Annotated in this window: 17 protein-coding genes; 8 read left to right on the forward strand and 9 right to left on the reverse strand. The window is 61.6% G+C overall.

Annotated elements, in window-relative coordinates; genetic code table 11:
* Positions 1-221: 221 nt before the first annotated feature.
* The 3 genes from AC5Y42_RS14040 to AC5Y42_RS14050 all read right to left on the reverse strand — a co-directional run bounded on the left by AC5Y42_RS14040 (position 222) and on the right by AC5Y42_RS14050 (position 4,474).
* Positions 222-1,556, reverse strand: coding sequence for a WS/DGAT/MGAT family O-acyltransferase (locus tag AC5Y42_RS14040; protein WP_499898913.1), 1,335 nt, complete (start codon positions 1,554-1,556; stop codon positions 222-224).
* A gap of 140 nt (positions 1,557-1,696) precedes the next feature.
* A complete protein-coding gene (locus AC5Y42_RS14045; RefSeq protein WP_499898914.1) occupies positions 1,697-3,046 on the reverse strand; it encodes a hypothetical protein in 1,350 nt (449 codons plus the stop codon).
* A gap of 159 nt (positions 3,047-3,205) precedes the next feature.
* Entirely contained in the window at positions 3,206-4,474 is a 1,269-nt protein-coding gene (locus AC5Y42_RS14050; protein ID WP_499898915.1) for a glycosyltransferase, read from the reverse strand.
* Between the two features lie 178 nt (positions 4,475-4,652).
* Here AC5Y42_RS14050 and AC5Y42_RS14055 point away from each other — a divergent pair, with 178 nt between their 5' ends.
* Complete coding sequence (locus tag AC5Y42_RS14055) at positions 4,653-6,293, forward strand: GMC oxidoreductase (RefSeq protein ID WP_499898917.1); 1,641 nt, start codon at positions 4,653-4,655, stop codon at positions 6,291-6,293.
* 36 nt (positions 6,294-6,329) lie between these two features.
* Here AC5Y42_RS14055 and AC5Y42_RS14060 read toward each other — a convergent pair whose 3' ends face one another.
* Entirely contained in the window at positions 6,330-7,337 is a 1,008-nt protein-coding gene (locus tag AC5Y42_RS14060) for a Gfo/Idh/MocA family protein (protein WP_499899043.1), read from the reverse strand.
* A 111-nt stretch (positions 7,338-7,448) separates the two neighbouring features.
* Positions 7,449-8,468, reverse strand: a complete 1,020-nt coding sequence (locus AC5Y42_RS14065) for a Gfo/Idh/MocA family protein (RefSeq protein ID WP_499899045.1) — start codon at positions 8,466-8,468, stop codon at positions 7,449-7,451.
* Positions 8,469-8,624: 156 nt separating this feature from the next.
* Here AC5Y42_RS14065 and AC5Y42_RS14070 point away from each other — a divergent pair, with 156 nt between their 5' ends.
* Positions 8,625-9,434, forward strand: coding sequence for a GAP family protein (locus AC5Y42_RS14070; protein ID WP_499898918.1), 810 nt, complete (start codon positions 8,625-8,627; stop codon positions 9,432-9,434).
* An 81-nt stretch (positions 9,435-9,515) separates the two neighbouring features.
* Here the strand turns inward: AC5Y42_RS14070 and AC5Y42_RS14075 are convergent, their stop codons facing one another.
* Together AC5Y42_RS14075 and AC5Y42_RS14080 are read right to left on the reverse strand one after the other, a co-directional pair.
* Entirely contained in the window at positions 9,516-10,421 is a 906-nt protein-coding gene (locus tag AC5Y42_RS14075; RefSeq protein ID WP_499899047.1) for a sulfotransferase family protein, read from the reverse strand.
* A 59-nt stretch (positions 10,422-10,480) separates the two neighbouring features.
* Entirely contained in the window at positions 10,481-10,624 is a 144-nt protein-coding gene (locus AC5Y42_RS14080; RefSeq protein ID WP_499898920.1) for a hypothetical protein, read from the reverse strand.
* A gap of 561 nt (positions 10,625-11,185) precedes the next feature.
* Here AC5Y42_RS14080 and AC5Y42_RS14085 point away from each other — a divergent pair.
* On the forward strand, positions 11,186-12,502 hold the full coding sequence (locus AC5Y42_RS14085; protein WP_499898921.1) for a hypothetical protein: 1,317 nt from the start codon (positions 11,186-11,188) through the stop codon (positions 12,500-12,502).
* A 49-nt stretch (positions 12,503-12,551) separates the two neighbouring features.
* Here the strand turns inward: AC5Y42_RS14085 and AC5Y42_RS14090 are convergent, their stop codons facing one another.
* Entirely contained in the window at positions 12,552-12,782 is a 231-nt protein-coding gene (locus AC5Y42_RS14090; RefSeq protein ID WP_499898923.1) for an MbtH family protein, read from the reverse strand.
* A 731-nt stretch (positions 12,783-13,513) separates the two neighbouring features.
* On the opposite strand from AC5Y42_RS14090, the gene AC5Y42_RS14095 reads away from it, so the two are divergent.
* From AC5Y42_RS14095 to AC5Y42_RS14105, 3 genes are read left to right on the forward strand one after another with little or no spacing between them, the layout of a single operon-like run.
* Positions 13,514-13,933: an MmpS family transport accessory protein gene (locus AC5Y42_RS14095; RefSeq protein WP_499899048.1), complete on the forward strand. Its 420-nt coding sequence runs from the start codon at positions 13,514-13,516 to the stop codon at positions 13,931-13,933.
* Positions 13,930-16,815, forward strand: a complete 2,886-nt coding sequence (locus AC5Y42_RS14100; protein ID WP_499898925.1) for an MMPL/RND family transporter — start codon at positions 13,930-13,932, stop codon at positions 16,813-16,815. Before AC5Y42_RS14095 ends, AC5Y42_RS14100 begins: the two co-directional genes overlap by 4 nt.
* Positions 16,816-16,861: 46 nt before the next feature.
* Entirely contained in the window at positions 16,862-19,777 is a 2,916-nt protein-coding gene (locus tag AC5Y42_RS14105; RefSeq protein ID WP_499898927.1) for an MMPL/RND family transporter, read from the forward strand.
* Positions 19,778-19,818: 41 nt separating this feature from the next.
* Here the strand turns inward: AC5Y42_RS14105 and AC5Y42_RS14110 are convergent, their stop codons facing one another.
* Positions 19,819-20,325: a DUF2505 domain-containing protein gene (locus tag AC5Y42_RS14110; RefSeq protein ID WP_499898928.1), complete on the reverse strand. Its 507-nt coding sequence runs from the start codon at positions 20,323-20,325 to the stop codon at positions 19,819-19,821.
* A 422-nt stretch (positions 20,326-20,747) separates the two neighbouring features.
* Here AC5Y42_RS14110 and AC5Y42_RS14115 point away from each other — a divergent pair, with 422 nt between their 5' ends.
* Complete coding sequence (locus AC5Y42_RS14115; RefSeq protein ID WP_499899050.1) at positions 20,748-21,086, forward strand: hemophore-related protein; 339 nt, start codon at positions 20,748-20,750, stop codon at positions 21,084-21,086.
* Between the two features lie 150 nt (positions 21,087-21,236).
* Positions 21,237-21,935 carry a cupin domain-containing protein gene (locus AC5Y42_RS14120; protein WP_499898929.1) on the forward strand — a complete coding sequence of 233 codons (699 nt, stop codon included), beginning with the start codon at positions 21,237-21,239 and terminating at the stop codon, positions 21,933-21,935.
* Positions 21,936-21,961: the final 26 nt, after the last annotated feature.

Genomic DNA, 21,961 nt, shown 5'->3' on the forward strand with positions numbered 1-21,961 from the left:
TGATCCGCCGGTACCTTGCAAGCGCAGTGTTCGAGCAGCGGTGACTTCCGGTGAACGGCGGCAATACGATTGGCTTCATGGGCTGGTCCGCTGAGCAAGCACTGTGCCGAGGACCTTCAACTTCTCTGCACTCGTTGGCGCCGCGACCCTACACCACTTCGTAGTCCGCCTCCCCCGATCCGGGCTCTGACCCTGATCAATCCGGTGCCGAGGCCAGGCATTTAGTGGTGCGTGCCGGTGAGCGAGAATTCGTTTAAGACGCTCACCAGATCGCGGCACAAGGCCTCTTTCGAGTTGGGACGACCGGGCTGATAACCAGTCACCGAGATAGCGACCTGTCCACGCGCTCTCCCGGAGAGCAAGAACAGCCGTCCGCCGAACCGGTGCATCATCGCCTTGGGTACGTCCGAGTTGAGAAGCCTCATCGCGAAGTAGTCGGCGTCCGTGCCATCTGGCCGGCTTGCGGCCGGTTGAACCACACCGAGGTTGGATGAGACGACGCCTGCTGCAGCGGCGCCGCCGCCCGCCTTGAGGAGGAACCGCTTCGGCACCAGGGCCAACAGGGGAACGATAGACATCGCAGCGCGCTCTTCATCGCGCAGCTCGCGCTGACCCATCAGCGCTTGTTTGACAGCGGCCCGGATCTCACGCAGGTCCGTCGCCGCGATGACAGGGTCGACCGTGACGGCGATATCGCTGACTGCGTTGGCGCGAGTGTCACCTGCGACGCGCTCGTTGACCGGCACCCTCGCGACGACCGAGCCGTCTGCGCTGACCCGTCCCAGTCGCTGGGCCACGCGGGCCGCCAAACCCACAAGCAGTGCATTGCTGGTCCCGCCGAGGGCATGCGCACGGGCCTCCCACTCGTCGGCATCGACGAAGATCGTCGTCGTTGCCAGCGCTACGGGCTCGTCCACTCCATTAGGCAGCGTCGGTGCCGTGGTAGGCAGCGGGATGGCAGCTTGAGCACCACGGCGGCTACGCCGGGCCAACCGGACCACGGCACCAACACCGCGGCCGATGCCGCGGGTGTCGCGCCCGAATTGGCGAATATCCTCGCGCAGCGCCGGCCACCGCCGCCGCGATGCAGCCGCCGGCCAACGGATCGGATCGTCACGGCCCAACACCGCATCCGCCACCGCCTCACACAACCCCACGCCGTCAATCAGACAATGTGAGACGAGCAAGCTCACCCCGGCGCCGCCGTCGGTAAACGGCAGAACCGCAAGATGCCATCCAGGTCCCTGCTCGCAATCCAGCCGCGTGCCGGCCTGCTCTGTGAGCCAGGCGTCGAATTCCTCACGCGGCCGAGGCGACGCGACCTCCATCTCAGATGAGCGCTCAGCTGATACCCAGCGGTGGCGACCAAACCGCAATGGCGACCGCTCGATGCGGCGACACAACCGCCCTCGCTGAAGATGGTCATGGAACTGCCGCAGACCCTCGATGTCGACCGGACCGTCGTACACCCACAGACACTGCAACTGAGTGGTGACTCCCGTCACTCGCCCGATATCAAACGCGGCCTGGTCGACCACATCAAGCACATTGCCCATCGTCGTACCGTACTTCGTGCCAAATGCCGAGCGACCGATTCCACCCTGAAGTGACACCGAAACCGCACGCCCAGCATCTCGGTATCGCGGTCCGGACTTGAATCCCGCTATCTGGCTTGCAGTTTGCGGGCTTTGGTGCGTCAAGCGCCTGTATCGTGACCCTCGGGCGCTCCGAAATGCGTGCCGGCGAGCGAGAAGTCGCTCAAGGCCCTCGAAATTTCTTGTCGCAAATCATCGTTCGAATCGAGACGGCCCGGCTGATAACCAGTCACCGAAACAAAGACCTGCCCGCGCGCTGTTCCGGAGAGAAAAAACTGCAGCCCGCCGAACCGATGCATCATCTCCGTGGACACACCTGAGTAGCGAATCTTCATCGCGAAGTAGTCGGCGTCCGTGCCATCTGGCCGGCTCGCCGCAGCGTTGACCACGCCGAGGTTTGATGAGGCGACGCCGGCAATCACGGTGACCGTTTGCCTGAAAAGCCGCTGCGGCAACAGGGGAATAATCGATAACAGTGCTCGACGCTCATCGGCCTCCTCCCCGTAGTCAATCAGCGCTTGTTTGACTGCGGCCCGGATCTCACGCAGGTCTGTCGTCGCAGGTGCAGGGTCGATCGTGACCGCGATATCACTATTCGCGTTGGCGCGAGTATCGCCGGCGACGCGCTCGTTGACCGGCATCTTCAGGGTGAGCGAGGCGCCTGCGGTGATTCGTCCCAGTCGCTGGGCCACGTGGCCGGCCAATCCGACAAGCAGTGCATTGCTGGTTCCCCTGAGTGAATGTGCGCGGGCCTCCCAATCGTCGGCATCGACGAAGATCGTCGTCGTTGCCAGCGTTACGGGTTCGTCCACTCCGGTAGGCAGCGTCAGTGGCGTGGTACGCAGCGGTGGGGCAGCTTTTGCACGACGGCGGCTACGCCGCGCCAACCGGACCCCGGCAGCGACGGCGCGGCCGATGCCGCGGGTGTCGCGCGCGGCCTGACGAGCATCCTCGCGCAGCGCCGGCCAGCGCCGCCGCGATGCGGCAGCCGGCCAGCTGATCGGGTCATCGCGGCCCAGGACCGCATCCGTCACCGCCTCACACAGCCCCAGGCCGTCAACCAGACAATGTGAGACGAGCAAGCTCACCCCGGTGCCGCCGTCGGTAAACGGCAGAACCGCAAGATGCCATCCAGGTCCCTGCTCGCAATCCAGCCGCGTGCTGGCCTGCTCGTCGAGCCAGAAATCAAATTCTTCCCGCGGCCGAGGCGCCGCGACCTCCATCTCAGATGAGCGCTCAGCTGACACCCAGCGGTGGCGACCAAACCGCAATGGCGACCGCTCGATACGGCGGGACAACGGCCCCGGCCGAAGATGCTCATAAAACTTCCGCAGACCCTCGATGTCGACCGGACCGTCATACACCCACAGACACTGCAACTGGGTGGTGACTCCAGTTGCCCGCCCGAGATCAAACGTGGCCTGGTCAACCAGATCGAGTACGTTGTCCACTTTCGTACCCTACTTCGTGCCATGTGCCGAGGGACCAGTTCCACCCGCCAAAATGGCAACGTGATATTAGAGTGATTGCTGGTACGTGTCAGCAAGCATTTTGAGCCAAATAGAACGGATTCGCTTTCGTGCCGCTCTGACGCAGCGCGCTTTTCCCGATCAGCCCGCATGCCGCAAACGGGCGGCACGTTCCACAAGATCAGCGGCGGCCGCAACGCTTTCGGCGGCTTTAGTCATTTGGGTGGCGATCTCGCGAGCCCGGGTGGCATAGTCCCGGGTGAGGACGGTGCGCAAGTCAGCGATCAGTGATTCCTGGTTCGTCCCCGAAAGACGCCGGGCGACGCCCACCTTCAGCCGTTTGACCCGAGACCCCCAGAGCGTTTGATCGAGGTCCGTCGAAAGGATCAACGTGGGGACCCCAGCACGCAGGCCTATGGCCGTAGTGCCCGTGCCACCGTGGTGGACGACCACGCGGCAAGCCGGAAAGATGGCCGCATAGTTCACCGTGCCTACCATCTTGACGTGCTCGAAATGGGGAACGCCACTGAAGTCCGTCCCGGCGGAGCAAACCAACGCCCGCTCGCCCAACTGCGTGCACGCCGCGCTGATCATCGCGACCGTGTCGGCGGGTGATTCGACAGGAATGCTGCCAAAGCCGAAGAAAATCGGCGGTGGTCCCGCGGCAATCCACGAGGTGACCTCCTCATCGGCATCGGTTGGCAATTCCATCGTCAGCGCCCCGACAAAAGGCCGTCGCCCATCGAATTGCGCCCATTCGGCTGCCAGCCCGGGGAAGCACACCTCGTCGTAAGCCTGGATCTCCAACGATCCACGTTCGGCGATCCGTCGCGTCCAAGGGCGAGTTGCCTTTGGTAGCCCCAATTCGCGGCGCTGCACATCCTCGAACTTCTTCTCCACGCGCCAACCCAGCCAGTCGAACGTCGTCATTGCCGAGCGACCCAATGACGCCGGCAGGAATGGCAGGAGCCGGCCGCTGGCTCGCACGGGAAAATAATGCAGCGTGACCAACGGGATGTCGTAATACTCGGCGACGTTGGCAGCGGCGCCCTCGAAATTCAGACTGGTGCATAGCAGATCGGCCCCGTCCGCCAACGACTTCAGCGTGGTGCTGATCTCCGTCCAGTACCGAGTAACGGGCTCCCAAACTTCGCGCCGCAACCTGATCAGCTCATGGATTCTCCAGGGCTTGCTGAAGAATTGCGTCCAGAACTTGCGGTGGTCGTCCAAAATGCTATGCACATCCGGACCGGTGGCAACCGCCGCAAGCCCAGCCGATTCGGCAAAGCCAACCAGATCGGGCGGGACGGCCATGCGCACGTCGTGCCCCCTGCGCAGCAACTCACGGCCGACAGTGACGCAAGGTTCGACATCGCCGCGAGTTCCAAAGCTTGCCAGCACGAATTTCAACGTGGTCCTGGCCTTTCACTTCCAGTGCCCGTAGGCATTCTCAAGGGTATCGGTCATGTTCAGGTTTCTCCCACATGCGGCAAGGGGAAGCTCGGCCTGCCTGTGGCAATGGGTGGTAGGTTCGTGATTCGCCCAAACTGGCAAAGCTTTGGGCCATCGTCCCCTGAGGAGCTCCTTTTTGGTTGACGGCGAGCTGACCGCGCGCGAGGCGGAACGTGTGGTGTGGGACGCGATTGTGGTGGGCACCGGCATGGGGGGCGGAATGCTGGGCTACTCGCTGTCCCGGTCAGGCCGCAGGGTGCTGTTCGTCGAGAAGGGCCGCTCAACTCTGCCGGGCGTGCCCGGGATCATTCGCGCTTCGTTGCCAGAAGTGGCCGAGCCGCTGGCGGGCCATTCCGCCGAGGCCTACTACGACGCCCTGGCCCGGGCCGGACGCTCAATCGACGAGGTCGAAGACATCAGTGGGCGCTTCTCGCGGCGGTTCGTGCCGTTCCTCGGCAGCGGGACGGGAGGGTCGTCGGGCCTTTATGGCATGGTCTGCGAGCGCTTTTTCGTGCGCGATTTCACTCCGCGTCAAAATTTCCGCGACCCGGGCGATTCGACCGTGCCGGATGCCTGGCCGATCAGCTACGACGAGCTGCGATCCTGGTACGCAGCGGCGGAGAAGCAGCTGGGAGTTCGCGGCCAACCCGATCCCCTCCGACCGGAGGCAAGTGAGGTCGGCCTGCCCGCCGCGCCGCCGTTTTCAGCAGACAACCAACCGCTGGTTGACTATCTGACCGGCCGCGGATTACATCCCTACCACCTGCCGATGGCCTGTGATTACGCCGATGGTTGTTCCACCTGTCAGGGTTACCTGTGCCACCAGTCATGCAAAAACGACGCCGCCCGTAACTGCTTGCTACCGGCTATTACCGAACACGGCGCGCACCTGTTGGCCGAATGCCGGGCTGTGCACCTGGAAGCAGACGGCAGGCAGGTCCGCCAAGTGATCTGCGAGAGCGCCTCGGGCATGCTGGCTTTGAAGGCCAAGGTGGTGGTGCTGGCCGCCGGTGCACTGGCCACCCCGCTGCTGTTGCTCAATTCACGTTCGGCTGATTGGCCGCGAGGACTGGCCAATGGCTCAGACATGGTGGGGCGCAACCTGATGCGTCATCTGATCGATTTGATCGAGATCTGGCCCCAACCCGATTGCAAGATCACGGCCCAAAATAAAGAGATCGGGCTGAACGATTTCTATTTTTGGGAGGGAGAGAAATACGGCACCGTGCAGTCATTTGGCTCGATGCTTCCCATCCAAGTGTTGAGCACCGGCCCGGGCTGGCGGGCGAAGGCGCTGCGCCTGATGAGTCCAGCGGTTCGCTGGGGCTATGAGCGGTTCTTCAACGGCGGACTGGTATTGGCATCGATCACCGAAGATCTGCCTTATCTGGACAACTGCGTCCTGCCATCCGACCGGCCCAACTTGAATGGTCGCCAGCGGCTGCGGCTTCAGTATCGTCTGCACGCCAGCGAGATCGAGCGCCGCAACGTGTTTATGCGGCAGTTGAAAGAGGTGCTCCAGCCGTTTCGTAAAATCACGTTGCGGGATGGCGAAAACAACGCTTCCGTGGGCCATGTCTGCGGCACGTGCCGCTTCGGTACCGACCCCAAAACCAGCGTGCTGGACCCACACAACCGGGCGCACGAGATGGACAACCTCTATGTGGTGGACACCTCGTTCTTTCCTTCGAGCACTGGTTTGAATCCCAGTTTGACGGTCGCGGCCAACGCCTTGCGGGTGGCCGAGCACGTGAATCAGGTGCATTTCACCAGCTGATTGCCCGAACTGCCAACTGAGCCAACGGATCAGCGTTCAGGCCGGCTTGCGCAGCGGCAGTCCTGCAGCGCGATAAATCGCGTCGATGACGGTCATGTTCTCGACCGCGTCTTCTGGCGGCGTCTTCACCGGTTCGCCACGCAGCACCGCCGCGGCGAACGCGTCAAGCTGATACGCGTAGGAAGCGCGCCGCGGAAAGCGCTCCACCCGCTTGCCATCGGCTGAACGGACCGACAGCCGATGGAAAACGTGCGGTAACACCGGATTGAGCACACGCAGCTCGCCGCGGTCGCCAACGACCTTGGCGCTCACCCGCAGCAGATCCGACGACCACATCGAACAGCGAACCCGGCCGGTGTGTCCGCTCGCGAACCGCAGCTCGGCCTTCATAGCCCTGTCGACCTCAGAGCCGCGCAATTTGGCCTGTGCTGAAACGACTTCCGGGGTCGAGCCGCTAAACGTGCGGGTCATGTGAACTGCATAGCTTCCGGCATCCATCATCGCCCCACCGGCCAGGGAGTAGTTGTAGCGAATGTCAGCGAATCTCGGCAACGGAAAGCACAAGGCCGCCTCTACCCGCTCCAATGTGCCCAACTCGCCAGAGGCGACGATCTCCTCGGCACGCAAAGTCAACGGGTGGTAGCGGTAATGGAATGCCTCCATGACAACCCGGTCCGACTTTGCGGCCAGTTCGGCGATCTCACGAGCCTCGGTGGCATTGGCAGTAAACGGCTTCTCACACACTACGTGCTTGCCCGCGACAAGCGCAGCTCGAGTCCACCTGCCGTGCAGGCCGTTCGGCAGCGGGATGTAGACAGCGTCCAGATCCGGATCGGCGACTAGAGCCTCGTAGCTGTCATGCACACGGGCGATGCCATGTTTGGCGGCGAAGGCTTGACCACGAGACACATCACGTGCAGCAACCGCGGCCACCACCACCTCGGCGCTTTCCCGGGCCGGGTTGATAAGCGCCAACGGGGCTATGCGGGCCGCGCCCAAAATCCCGATTCGCACCGAGGCCCCGCGTTCAGGCACGGACCCGATGCTAGCAGGCAGTTCGGATCGAACCGCTGTGCCTGACGGCGGTCGACGACTCTTCGCCGCAGACCACGAGACTTGTGACCCCAACTGCCAACTGAGCTAAGAGATCAGCCTTCAGGCCGGCTCGCGCAACGGCAGGCCGGCGGCGCGATAGATCGCATCGATGACGGTCATGTTCTCGACCGCGTCTTCTGGCGTCGTCTTCACCGGTGCGCCGCGCAGCACCGACGCAGCGAAAGCATCAAGCTGATACGCGTAAGAGGCGCGCTTTGGAAAGCGCTCCACCCGCTTGCCGTCGGCTGAGCGGACTGTGAGCCGACGGAGAACCTGCGGTACAGCCGGATTGATCACACGCAACTCGCCGCGGTCGCCAACCACTTTGGCGCTCACCCGCACCAGATTCGACGACCACACTGCGCAGCGGAGCTGGCCGGTGTGCCCACCGGCAAACCGCAACTCGGCCGTCATGGCCCGGTCCACCGCAGGACCATGTAATTTCGCTTTGGCCGAAACGACTTCCGGGGTCGAGCCGCCATAAGCGCGGACCATGTCAACTGCATAGCTTCCGGCGTCCATCATCGCCCCGCCGGCAAGAGAGTAGTTATAGAGGTTGACGTTGTTGGACTTGCGCAGCAATACGCACATGGAGACATCCACCCGCTCCAGTGTGCCCAGCTCTCCCGAAGCGATGATCTCCTCGACACGCACAGTCAACGGGTGGTAGCGGTAATGCAGTGCCTCTACCACAACCCGGTCCGACTTCGCGGCCAATTCGGCGATCTCACGAGCCTCGGCGGCATTGGCAGTAAACGGCTTCTCACACAGCACGTGCTTGCCCGCAATAAGCGCAGCCCGAGTCCACCTGCCGTGCAGGCCGTTTGGCAGCGGGATGTAGACGGCATCCAGGTCTGGATCGGCCACCAGGTCCTCGTAGCTGGCGTGCACCCGGGCGATGTCGTGCTCAGCGGCAAAGGCTTGAGCATCGGCCAAATGGGATCCATCGCGTGCCGCCACCGCCGACACCACAACATCGGCGTTTTCCCGGGCGGGGTTGATGAGGGTCAGCGGTGCGAAGCGGGCTGCGCCCACAATGCCGATCCGTACCCGGCCGTCGCGTCCAAACACGGACGGGATGCTAACACTTGGCCCGAGCCACCGGTCGTAGGGTGCGTGGGCCCTGCTCTCACGTTCGCAACAGAATCTTGCGCTGGCTGTCCAGAACAACCGGGGGGCGTCAAAAAGAGCGAACACACAAAAACCGCACGAACCGACAAGGTAGTGTCTCCGGCCATGTGGGGCTCACTGCTTGGGGTGGCGCTGCTGATGGCGTTCAATCCGGCGCTTCTCGGCCTCATCCTCCTCTTGATCTCCCGGTCACGGCCGGTGCAAAACCTGCTCGCCTACTGGGCGGGCTGCGTGGTAATGAACGTTCCCATCCTGCTGGCTCCGCTATTGGTGCTGCACTCAACACCGACGTTCACCTCTTTTTCGCATGATTTGGCCACCCCGACCACGGCCGCCAGTTCCACGGTCCGGCACATCCAATTCGGCATGGGTGTGCTCGTGCTGGCGATCGCCGCGGTAATAGCAGTGCGCTTCTTCGCGCGCCGACGAGCGCAGGTGCCAGCACGGAGCGGAAACAGCTCGACCCTGGTGCTGGACTCGGACACGCCGGACCCAACCTCGTCGTCGCCTTTTGGCCGCGCGGGTGATGCAACGGCGGAGGGCGCATCGCCAATCCGACGGCTGCTGGGCCGACTCCAAAGCGCGTGGGACAGTGGATCCTTATGGGTCGCGTTCGTACTCGGCATGGCGCTGTTGCCCGGGCCCTACCTGGTGATATTTATCGACACTACGATCGTGACCTCGGGGGTTCCGCTCGGCGCGCAGGTCGTAGGCGTCATCGGGTTCGTCATCGCGATGCTTGGGGTGATCGAGATCACGCTCATCAGCTACCTGATCACGCCCGTGAAAACCCAAGCAGTGCTGCGACCGGTACACGAATGGGCGCTGGCACACCGTCAGCAGATCCTGCTAGGCATCTTTGCAGTGGTTGGGGTCGCGCTGGTAACCCAGAGCTTGGGCATCGGCGTCCGCTGACCTGGTGGCTGAGAGCCTGGCTGCTTGTGCGGCGGCTCCTTCAGGGCTGCACGCGGTTCAAGACGGTGTAAGCCTCAGCGATTAGGCCCAAGTCCCGCTGCGGCGGTGAGCTATCGCGCGGGCGGAGCGGATCAGCTTCTGGATGGACGGCCGAAGGAACCTGCTGTTGTCGCGGCCGCGGAAATCCTCGAACACCCCTCGGAACTTGTGCTCGTTCAACCGATACTCGCCGTAGACACGCTCCAGGGCAGACCTATCCAGGGGCTCATCCCGCGCGGCTTCACGCAGCGCTTCGTAGACCGTAGAAATCCAGTCTGTGCCAAGAACTTCTGTCACCGGACCGTCGTGTTGTTGGCGCCGAAGATCCGGTGTGAGAAACTCCTCGACTGCGCCGGCGCCCGGCGGGCTGAGATCGATCGCAAGCGCCGCGGAAATCCGCGTTATTTCCCGGCGCCAGTCGTCGAGAAGGTTGGCGTATTCTACGAACACGCGCGGAAGGCCATGGGTTTCTCTCTCGGCCAGCAAATTGTATTTCAGCCACACGGCACTCGCGAGCTCCGCCGGGGTTCGAATAGCCGCCGCGATCGACGCAATGACCTCTTGCGGGTGACGCAACGCAACCAGGGTGGCGATGTCGAATCCGGCGAGACGGGCCGCCTCAAACCACATGCCGGACAGCAGCGTTATCCGAGGTTCCTTGATGACCACGAGCGGCGCGGCCGGCAGTGTGGTGAAAAACTCCCCAATCTCGGCGACGCAACGGGCGTACTCTTTGGCATCGAACGCACCTTCGTCCTGTAGGTGCATGGCCGGGTCGTACCAGGCACTGGCGTTGCGGTGCAAGATCTTGTCGTTGAGATGCAGGGCAGCGCGCGGCTCCCAATAGCCGGCCGGATTGATTGCGTCGGCACCCAGCACCCCGGCCGGGAGCTCACCCCCGCACAGCGAGAGAACGCGCGCGATCGCCGACGTTCCGGACCGGCCCATGCCCAACACGAACAGAGCGACTGGGCGGGCCGCAGTCCCGCGCTGCGCGCCGGCGCCGGTCACGAGCACCACTCCGCGCCCAATGCCGCATGCGGGGTGAGACAGCGGTGCTCCGCCATACGATCCTCCGTCGACAGGTCGGCTTGTTGCGCTCGGTACACCTGTTCGAAGGACTTCGCGGTGGTGCGTGGGCTCCGGCTCATGGCACGAGACTAGACGACACCCCAGCACTATTCGCCATCGACCGCCAAGTCCTCCCATAAGGTCCGCGAACGGCGTGTCAACCCCCGCTGTCAACGCGGTCATCGAGTCGACCCGCTTTACGACTGTGGCGATAGGAGCTGCGAATCCGGGTGGATCGGCCGGGAGTTGCTGCCGCGCAAGGCTATCTACATCTACGCACCGAAACTCTCCACGGTGGCATCGATTTCGCCGCTACGGGTTACCGGCGGCGGCTTCCGACACCGATCTAGGTCTCGGCCTCCGGCGTCGTCGACCACGGCCTGGCTCTGCGCGACATCTCGGCCTAGCTGGAGTACCACATCGGCTAGTCTCATCTGATGAATTGGGCCGATCCCAGCAAGGCGCAGGCCGTCCCGCGCAACGTGATCCGCCGTGACCAAGCGTACGCCACACGGGGAATCACGCGCGAATCCCACGTCATCGGAGGCTGACCAGTGCCACTCCGGAAGCGTTCTGCACGCGCCTCGTTTGACAACCGCGAATCCAACGGTGGTGCATCGCCAGACAATCGGCTCGCGTTCATGGACCACGGCTTGTTCGCGGGGCAGCGCGCCGCCGGCCAGGAGTTAGTGATCCAGGGTTTGTGGGTTTATGAGCACCCAGTCGACCTCGATGCGCTACGACGTTTTCACCACAATCTCGGCTACGGATTGATTGGACGGCGCATCGAGCGTTCGCCGCTGCCGTTCGCTCGGCATCGGTGGGTCGTAGACCGCGGTCCGTCGGACATCGATATCGCCGAGCGTGCCCGTCCCCGCGCTGAAGTCAATGACTGGGCTGATGACCGCGCGCACCTGCCTATCGATCCGGAATTGGGACCCGGCTGGCATCTGGGCATTCTTCCGCTTACGGATGGCTCGACCGCCGTCAGCCTGGTGGTTTCTCATTACCTGGTCGACGGCCTCGGCCTCGGTGTCGCCGTACTGGATGCGGTCTTGGGCAACAAGCGCGAGCTTGGCTATCCGCCGCCGCGTTCGCGTACTCGACGTCGTGCGGTGGCACAGGATGCTCGCCAAACAGCGCGGGACGCCCCTGAGGTTGGCCGAGCCCTTGTCGCGGCAGCAAAACTGGCTCGGAAACAGGCCCGCGAGCGGCGGGACGGTGCCCAATCATCCAAGCCCCGACCTGTCGCCCTCGAGAACGGCGATGACATTGTCCGCGTGCCAGGTGTCACGATCTACGTCGACCTCAACGATTGGGATGCCCGCGCGACAGCGCTTGGCGGAACGAGTAACGCGCTTGCCGCGGCGTTGGCTGTCAAACTCGCCGAGCGACTGGGGCGCCGACGTGCCAGTGACGGCGCCGTCACGTTGTTACTCCCAGCGAGCGACCGCACCGAGAATGATGCGCGTGCCAACGCAGTATCGCTTGCCCGCGTCAGCGTCGACCCGACGCCGGTAACGACGGATCTGCATGACGTCCGCGCTGCCATCAAGCAGGCGCTCAAGACTTCGCGAGAGACACCAGATGAGTCGTCGCAGTTGCTCTGGCTGATGGCGTTGATGCCCAAGCGGGCGTTGAAACGGATGGCCGACGCGGCGCCCGCCGACCCTGATCTCCCGGTTCTTTCCTCTTATCTCGGCGACCTCGGCTCGATGGTGCGCCTGGACGGCACCGACGCCGAGTACGGCACCGCCCGAGGGATCTGGCAACGCGTAACGCGACAGCGGCTTGAGCAGATGGGCGGCCAAATGAGGGTGCAATCATGGCGCATCAGCGGCAAGCTGGGCATGACGGTCGTCGCCTACCAGCCGGGTGCCGAGAACACCAAGCCCGCTTTGCGCGAACTGGCTGCGCGCACGCTGGCTGAGTTCGGTCTGACCGGCGAGATCGACTAACGCGTTGCCGATAGCCCTATATAAGGACTAGCCGACTGCGGAAACGGGCTTAGTTATCAGAGTCCTGGGCCGCAGCCAGCCTGTCGCGCAGACTCTTCGGCCGGATGTCAGGCCAGTTCTGTTCGATGTACTCCAGGCACGCAGCACGGTCCGCTTCGCCGTAAACCACCCGCCAGCCGGCTGGAACGTCGGCGAAGGTTGGCCACAGGCTGTGTTGCTCCTCGTCGTTGATCAGGACGAAAAAGCTGCCGTTGTCGTCGTCGAACGGATTGACGCTCACCGAATCTCCAGACCTCATAGTCGACACGAGTGGTACCGGTTCCAGACCATAGTGGTGGCCAACAGGTCCGTCCGGTATTTCGAGGAAGTCCCTGAGTGCTTACGCGGGACTCCCGGCCAGATTAGCAACCGGTGCGGCGCACACCACGACGGGCTCGGGACCTGCATCTTTAGCGTTCGCATGCGATGGGCGGGGAGCTGCGCGAACGCCGGTAACGCACATGGCGTGATTTGCGGCGTGGGCAGAAGTATCTGTAGCGTGCCGTTACGCACACGGCATGCATTACGATCCGATATCGATTGAGCAACAGCCGATATGGAGGCTACCGGCATGGTTTACTCACCGAGATCGGGTCGTGTCAAGTTTGGGTCGTGTTCTGGGAAGCGTCGCAAGTTTGAGGTGACCGCCGCGCGATTATCCTGCGATGGCCACCGCATTCGCTGTACTGTCGGCTGGTCTATCACGGCCGGTGTGTAAACGGCATGTTCGGACCGGCGGACATGCGCGGGGAGTTAGACAGCGGAAGGTTGGGTGCAGTGGTCGAACGCGGTGGGCGCGCCGTTGCGGAGGCATGGTCGGAAGTCGACGACGCCGGTCACCCAGACGCCAACCAGGAATCTGGCCGTCGACCCGGTCGCTTCGGACGCCGTCGCCAATCGTCAACCGAGCCTCCAACCCGAGCTCATTCTCGACGGAATCGTCCGAATCGGGGGCGTGCGATCCTCAGGGTCCTGCGGCAACTGTGGATTCCGCTGGTCATCGTGGCAGTGATCGTTGCCGGCGGATTCACCGTCTCGCGGCTGCACGGCATCTTCGGCTCGGAGAAGCGCACGTCGTATGCCGACACCAGAGCCGGGGAATCGAAACCGTTCAACCCCAAGCGCCTCACCTACGAGGTCTTCGGGCCGCCCGGGACGGTGGCCTCAATCAGCTACTTCGACGCCGAGGGTGACCCGCAGCGCCTCGAAGGAGTGCATTTGCCGTGGTCGCTGGAATTCCCGATCACCGCGGCGGCGGGCATTGGAAATGTCACGGCTCAGGGTGACGGCGCCAGTATCGGCTGCCGCATCACGGTGGACAATGAGATCAAATCCGAAAGGGTTTCGCACGAAGTGAATGCCTTCACCTTCTGCCTGCTGAAGGCCGCGTGATTACCGATCACACGGGCTACGAGCAGGCCACTCAGTCTCGCGTAGCGCGCACAATTCATCGATTCTCGGTACCGATCATTTTGGCGTGGGTGGGAATCGCCATCATCGTCGGTATCGCCCTTCCCCCATTGGAACAAGTCGCAAAAGAGCATTCAGTCTCGCTGAACCCCAGCGATGCACCGTCGTTTCAGGCGATGTCGCGCATGAATGACGACTTCAAGCAATCCACGTCCGATAGTGCGGCGATGATCGTGTTAGAGGGGAAAGAACCCCTCGGCGACGAGGCCCACAAATATTACGACCATTTGATCCGCCAGTTGAAAGACGATCCCGAACATATCCGGCACATCCAGGACTTCTGGGGCGATCCACTCACCCGCGGCGCCGCACAAAGCTCCGACGCCAAGGCCGCATATGTGCAAGTAAACTTGGCCGGTCTGCCGGCGACGACCTTGGCCGACAATTCACTCGAAGCCCTCCAAAACATCGTGGCGCGGACACCGGCTCCGCAGGGCGTCAAGGCATACGTCACCGGGCCCGCGGCGATCGTTGCGGATATGGGCCATAGCGGTAACCGCACGGTCATTACAATCACGCTGGTCAGCGCCGCCGTGATCTTCGGGACGCTGTTCATCGTTTATCGCTCATTTCTTACCGTCATTCTTTTGCTGGTGACGGTCGGACTGGAATTGCAGGTGGCTCGAGGACTCGTCGCGTTCCTCGGCAACCTGGATATGGTCGGCCTGACGACCTTCGCCGTTAACTTGTTGGTATCCATCGGGATCGCGGCCGGAACCGACTATGGGATCTTTTTCATCGGGCGATATCAAGAGGCACGTCAGGCCGGCGAAGACCGGGAAGCGGCGTACTACACCACGTATCACGGGACCGCCAAGGTTGTGTTGGCCTCCGGCGTGACGATCGCCGGCGCGCTTTTCTGCCTCAGCTTTACCCGGTTGCCGTGGTTCCAGGCGCTGGGCGTCCCCTGTGCAGTCGGGGTACTCGTCGCGGTCGCCGTCGCTCTCACTCTGGTTCCGGCGGTCATCAACGTCGGGAGTCGTTTCGGTGTGTTCGACCCCAAGCGGCCGCTTTCCACTCATGGATGGCGACGAATTGGCACGGCGATTGTTCGGTGGCCAGGACCCATTCTCGTTGCGTCGTTAGCTGTCGCGCTTATCGGGCTTTTGACGCTGCCCGGATACAGCCCCAGCTACAACGACATGGATTACATTCCCAAAAATATTCCCAGCCAGGAGGGGGTCGCGGCCGCGAAACGGCATTTCCCCGAGTCGGCCATGATGGCCCCGGAGATGCTGTTGGTCGAGACCGACCACGATTTGCGCAATCCGGCCGATGCTCTTGTATTGAATAAACTGGCGAAGGGTGTACTCGCGGTTCCGGGAGTTTCCCGGGTGCAGTCGGTCACTCGGCCCGAGGGAACTCCGATCAACCACACGTCGATACCGTATATGCTCAGCATGCAAAACGCGGGTCAGCTTTCGGTCATGGGTTTCCAAAAAGACCGTATGAATGACATCCTCAAGCAAGCTGATGACCTCACCGCAACGATCAACATCATGCAGCGCATGTATGACCTGATGCAGCAACTTGTCGGTACGACGCATAAGATGGTCGCCTCAACACATGAGATGCGGGACATCACGCAAGATTTGCGGGATCACATCGCGGATTTCGAGGATTTCATCAGACCGATCCGCAGCTACTTTTATTGGGAGAAGCACTGCTACGACATCCCCATATGTTGGGCAATCCGATCGGTATTCGATTCCATTGACGGCGTCGACGAGCTCAACGACAAGCTCGACGTTTTGGTGGGAGACCTTGATCAGCTCGACGTGCTCATGCCGCAACTCGTCGCACAATTCCCATCGATGATCGCGACCATGCAGAGCATGCGGACCATGATGCTGACCATGCACAGCACCATGTCCGGGATGATCGGCCAGATGGACGAGGTGGGCGATAACGCGACAGCCATGGGTAAGGCATTCGACGCATCCAAGAACGACGATTCTTTCTACCTCCCTCCGGAGGTTTTCAAGAACAAAGACTTCAAACGAGTCATGGACGTCTTCATCTCTCCGGACGGGAAAGCCACTCGTCTGCTCGTTTCCCAACGGGACGATCCAGCGTCGCCGCAGGGCGTAGCGCGAGTCAACGAGATAAAGACCGCCGCCGAGGAAGCGCTTAAGGGAACTCCGCTGGAAAACGCCAGAATCTACCTCACGGGCACCTCAGCGATGACGAAAGACTTGGTGGACGGCTCCAAGTTCGATCTCATGATTGCCGGCGTCGCCGCGGTCTGCCTCATTTTCATCATCATGCTGCTCATGACGCGAAGCTTTATCGCCGCGCTGGTGATCGTGGGCACAGTATTGCTTTCGCTGGGCGCATCCTTCGGGCTGTCCGTACTGGTCTGGCAACATTTGCTGCACACTCAAATCCACTGGGCCGTGCTCGCGATGTCGGTGCTTGTCCTTTTGGCGGTAGGTTCCGACTACAACTTGCTATTGGTGTCCCGGATGAAAGAGGAAATACACGCGGGCATAAAAACGGGCATTATTCGCGCAATGGGCGGTACCGGCAAGGTCGTAACGAACGCGGGCCTGGTGTTCGCGTTCACCATGGGGTCGATGATCGTCAGCGATCTGGTCATCATCGGTCAGCTGGGCACGACGATCGCAATGGGTCTGCTGTTCGACACACTGATTGTCCGGGCATTCATGACGCCATCCATCGCCGCGCTGCTGGGACGCTGGTTCTGGTGGCCGCAACAAGTGCGTCCACGACCCGCCAGTACGTTGCTCCGACCATCGGGACCCCGTCCGCTGGTGCGTGCCTTGCTGAGACAGCCGCAGTGAGTGGCGATATCCAGGTGGGGACGGAGCCCGGGATAATGAGCGCCGCATGAGCACCGAACACCCTAAGAGCCCTTTCGTGCCGCGGGCCATACGCAGGTTTTCGCTGTTGGTCATCCTGGCCTGGGTAGCGCTCACGCTCCTTGTGACGTTTGCCGTTCCGTCGCTGGAACGCGTGGGCGAAGAGCATTCCGTACCGCTGGCTCCGCAAGACGCGCCGGCAGTACAGGCCATGAAGCAGATGGGCAAGGACTTCCAAGAATCCGATTCGGACAGTTTTGCAATGATCGTGCTGGAGGGGCAGCAGCCGCTCGGCGAGGATGCGCACCTTTACTACGACACATTGGTGCGGGATTTACGCGACGACCCGACGCATGTGCAACACGTGCAAGATTTGTGGGGTGATCGGCTTACCGCCGCCGGCGCGCAAAGCGACGATCGCAAGGCCGCGTATGTGCAGTTGAATCTGGCCGGAAACCAAGGCACAACCCTGGGGCAAGAATCTATCGCCGCGGTCCGGGATATCCTGCACCGGACGGCGCCGCCACCCGGCATGAAGGCCTATGTCACCGGCCCAGCGGCGCTCGTCACCGATATGCAGCGCAGCGGTAATAGATCCATTGTGAAGATGACCGTGATCACCGTTGCGATCATCTTCACGATGCTGCTTCTTGTTTACCGCTCGGCCATCACCGTGGTGCTGTTGCTGGTTATGGTCGGCGTCGAATTAGGGGCGGCTCGGGGTATCGTCGCATTTCTCGGCGACAGTAACATCCTTGTTCTCTCGACTTTTGCCATTAACCTATTAGTGGCTCTCGGTATCGCCGTCGGAACCGACTACGGCATATTCTTCTTCGGTCGGTATCACGAGGCGCGCCAGTCCGGCCAGGACCCGGAAACGGCCTACTACACCACGTATCGAGGAGTCGCTCCCGTTGTCTTGGCCTCGGGTTTGACGATCGCCGGCGCGATCTTGTGCCTGAGCTTCACCCGAATGCCCATCTTCCAGACAATCGGCATCCCCTGTGCAATCGGCATGGTGGTTGCGGTCGCGGTCGCGCTCACTCTGGTACCGGCCGTTCTGGCGCTCGGAAGTGGCTTTGGGTTATTCGACCCCAAGCGCAGAGTCGGCGTCCGCCGGTGGCGCCGACTCGGCACCGCGATTGTTCGCTGGCCCGTACCGATTCTCACTGCGACGCTAGCAATTGCGCTGGTCGGCCTGCTGACCCTGCCGGGTTACAAGACCAGCTACAACGACCGGCTCTACATACCTCAGGATATTCCGGCCAACGAAGGGTATGCGGCTGCCGACCGTCATTTCTCTCAATCGCGGATGATGCCCGAAATTCTGATGATCGAATCAGATCACGACATGCGCAATCCGGCTGATTTCCTAGTCCTGCACAAATTGGCCAAGGGGATCTTCCACGTCCCCGGCGTCTCACTTGTCCAGGGCATAACCCGGCCCGAGGGAGCGCCAATAGAACACACGTCAATCCCCTTTATCATCAGTATGCAAAACGCGAGCCGACAGCAGGTCATGCAGTATATGAAGGCCCGTATTGACGACATGCTGAAGCAGGCGGACATATTGTCCACTCAAGTCGCGACGATGCAGCGGCTGTACGATTTGCAGAAGCAAATCACCGACAATACTCTTCATACGATTGGCGTGACCCGTGAAATGGAGGCCGTGACCAGCGAGCTGCGGGACCATATCGCGGATTTTGAGGACTTCTTTAGGCCGATCAAGAGCTTTTTATTCTGGGAGAAGCACTGTACAAACATCCCGTTGTGCTATGCAATCAGGACAGTATTTGAGAGCGTCGACGGTGTCGATCTGGCGGCCGACAATCTTTCGATTGTGGTTCAGTATCTGGGAGAGCTCGAAAAGCTGTTGCCGCAGCTCCTTGAAAACTTCCCCCAACTCATCGCGACTGCGCAGCGCGCACGCACGATGTTGCTGACGATGCACAGCACCATGTCGGGGCTTTTCAAGGCGATGGACGAATCGAGCGAGAACGCGACCGCCATGGGGCAGGCGTTCGACGCGGCCAAAAACGACGACACCTTCTTCTTGCCTCCGGAGGTTTTCGAGAACAAAGACTTCCAGCGGGCGATGAGCTCCTTCCTGTCCCCGGACGGGAAAGCGGCTCGATTCATCATCTCCCACAAGGGCGATCCCGCCACGCCTGAGGGCATAGCGCGTATCGACAAGATCAGGACGGCGGCCGAGGAGGCGCTGAAGGCGACACCGCTGGAGGACTCCAAGATCTATCTCGCCGGAACTGCATCGACCTTCAAGGACTTCCACGACGGGGCAAAATACGACTTGTGGATCGCCGGCGTTGGTGCACTCTGCCTGATTTTCATCATCATGCTCATCATCACGCGTAGCTTTATTGCCGCGTTAGCGATCGTGGGCACGGTGGCACTTTCGCTCGGCGCATCGTTTGGCTTGTCTGTGCTGATTTGGCAGTACATTCTCGGCATTCAATTGCACTGGATGGTACTGCCGATGTCCGTGATCGTTCTATTGGCGGTGGGGTCTGACTATAACCTGCTGCTCGTATCGCGGATGAAAGAGGAAATAGCCAGCGGTATCAATACCGGCATTATTCGGGCAATGGGCGGCACCGGCAAGGTCGTGACCAATGCAGGCCTGGTGTTCGCCATCACGATGGCCTCGATGGCGGTCAGCGATCTGCGGATCATCGGTCAGGTCGGTACCACCATCGGCTTGGGCCTGCTGTTCGACACCCTGGTGGTGCGCGCGTTCATGACACCGTCCATTGCCGCGCTGCTCGGACGTTGGTTCTGGTGGCCGCAGGTGGTTCGTCCGCGCCCGGCCAGCCTCATGCTTCGCTCTATGGCACCGCGCCCTGTGACACGGACATTGATGCTTCAGGACGAATACCGCGACGACGAGGCCGTCACAGACGTCTTCCCGAGGACGACCGTCTAGGTTGGCGCTCGACGGGTAATCGCAATTTCAGCGACGATCATTCAGGAATTTTCGGCGATCCACGTCGTAGTGAACCGCTGCAATGCCGGGATGCCCTCAGCTAAATTGGTTCCAATGGATTTCTCGAGTTTGCTGCCCAACAGGGGAATTTTGACTTCCACTGTGCCAGAAAACTCCAGCTGCGAACCGTTGCCCGCAGGCACCAAACACCCTTCCGCACGACCAGATCCCAATTCGCCGGAGGCCGAGACGTTGACTTCCCCGCGTACTCTGCGATCACCGATCGCTCTCCACGTTTCGCTGTGCACAATTTTTAGATCGCCCGGAAGGAGTTTGGCGATTAGTCGAGGCAGTAACTGACGGCCTAGATGTTGGGTGGCGCGCATTGTCACCGTCTGGTCGGAGTCGACCGTAAACGAATCCAGTGTGGTGTTGTCGCTGCCACCGGCCGCGATGCGGGCCAGCCAATAGTCCTCGCGGCCGAATGCAGCATGAATCTGTTCAACGCTGCTAGAAGACTCGGCCAACACATTGAATGAACGTGACATAGAAGACCATTCTTATCGAGTGGCAGTTTGTTAGTTCGGCGGACCCCGTGACAGTCCACCATATTCGGGAGCTAGGTGCGGCGCGCAGAGGTAACTGAGGCGGGCCCGTCCAGGGGGCACTGGCCCGTCCAGTGGGCACTGGAAGGCCCCTACGATGGCACCAAGACCCGTTGCGGACCCTCGGAGGACCAGCATCTCACCAGTAGGTATTCACCATCAGAGAACAACCCCCAGGCCCAGCGACGATAGGCCGTATACTTGCGACTGGTAAGGTCAGCTAAGTGCTGATCGCCGGCCGATTGTGGTCCCGTCCTCGGCGTTGTGGGCGGTTTGGGGGGCTACGAAAAGTTCGGGCAGAATGTGAACTGGACGGTTAGAGTCGGTGCAATCAGGGTGCAATCAATGGGAGGAAGCCACACATGATCAAACTGTCGTTGACCAGATCCGCTATCGCGGCTGGCGGTCTGGCACTGGCGTTGACTGCTGGGGCGGGGGTCGCGTCCGCGGATCCCAATCTGGACGTTTTCGTCAACACCACCTGCACGTACGATCAAGCGGCAGCAGCGCTCAACGCTTCGGCAGATCCAGCCACCGTCGAGCAATTCAACAGTAATCCGCAGCTGCAGAATCAGGTGCGGATGTTCCTTGCCGCGCCGCCGCCCCAGCGCTTGAAGTACGCCAAGATGGTCCAGAACTCGCCACAGGGCCAGCAGTACATTCCCCTTCTCACACAAGTCTTCAGCACCTGCAACAACTACTGAGCGGACAAGCACGAGCTTCTTGCTTGTGCCCATCACGCTGCCAGGCGCTGATGATTTCAGCGATGACGCGACGTCCCGGTCCGGGGCGTCGCGTCATTCGTTGGAAGGCAAGGACCCCCCAAGGTTGTTCGCGGCCCATAACATGGGGATATGCCCATCAATAGACGGGTCATGCTGAGCAGCGCCGGCTTGGCCGGTGCCGCGGCAGTCGGCGGGGTTGGTGTCGACCGCGCACTGTCCGGCAATGCCCCCAACAGCTACCGCGAAGGACCCACGGACGATTCGATGACCGATGACCCTGCCCGGTTCGGCGATCCGCGGATTCCCGCCGAACTGAACACCTCGCAATCGCACTTGTTTCGTTTGGGTGCCCTGTCCCCCACCACATTTGACGGCGGCTTTCTGCGCCAGGCCCACGAGGACAATTTCCCGATCCTCACCGGACAGCAGGCCAGCGTCGTTTTTGTGACGCTGCAGCCCGGAGGCATCCGGGAACCACACTGGCATCCCAGCGCATGGGAAATCAGCGTGATCATCAGCGGGACCGCCACCTGGACCCTGCTCGATCCGCTCGGACACACCGAAACCTTCGACGCTGATTCCGGAGACGTGATTTTCGCGCCGCAAGGCTCGCTGCACTACTTCGAGAACAAGGGCAGCGATGACCTGAATCTGGTCATCGTGTTCAACGCCAGCACACAAGAAGGCAAAGACGATATCGGCATCGGCGCCTCGATCAGCAGTCTTCCACCCGAGGTCCTCGCCACTGTCTTCGGCGTTCCTGCAACGACTTTCACGGCATTCAAGAAGATCGATAAGTCGATCACCATCACCCGGCGAACGTCCTGACGCACTATCCCGTTCAAGCCCGCCCG

Source organism: Mycobacterium sp. NGS48, assembly GCF_059812585.1.

What these genes read in the sequence shown, in the direction of transcription:
- AC5Y42_RS14080 (WP_499898920.1), bottom strand. Translation starts at nt 10,624, where the DNA reads ATGAGCCGGAGCCCACGCACCACCGCGAAGTCCTTCGAACAGGTGTAC.
- AC5Y42_RS14070 (WP_499898918.1), top strand. Translation starts at nt 8,625, where the DNA reads ATGTGGGGCTCACTGCTTGGGGTGGCGCTGCTGATGGCGTTCAATCCG.
- AC5Y42_RS14110 (WP_499898928.1), bottom strand. Translation starts at nt 20,325, where the DNA reads ATGTCACGTTCATTCAATGTGTTGGCCGAGTCTTCTAGCAGCGTTGAA.
- AC5Y42_RS14040 (WP_499898913.1), bottom strand. Translation starts at nt 1,556, where the DNA reads ATGGGCAATGTGCTTGATGTGGTCGACCAGGCCGCGTTTGATATCGGG.
- AC5Y42_RS14085 (WP_499898921.1), top strand. Translation starts at nt 11,186, where the DNA reads ATGGACCACGGCTTGTTCGCGGGGCAGCGCGCCGCCGGCCAGGAGTTA.
- AC5Y42_RS14105 (WP_499898927.1), top strand. Translation starts at nt 16,862, where the DNA reads ATGAGCACCGAACACCCTAAGAGCCCTTTCGTGCCGCGGGCCATACGC.
- AC5Y42_RS14120 (WP_499898929.1), top strand. Translation starts at nt 21,237, where the DNA reads ATGCCCATCAATAGACGGGTCATGCTGAGCAGCGCCGGCTTGGCCGGT.
- AC5Y42_RS14075 (WP_499899047.1), bottom strand. Translation starts at nt 10,421, where the DNA reads ATGGGCCGGTCCGGAACGTCGGCGATCGCGCGCGTTCTCTCGCTGTGC.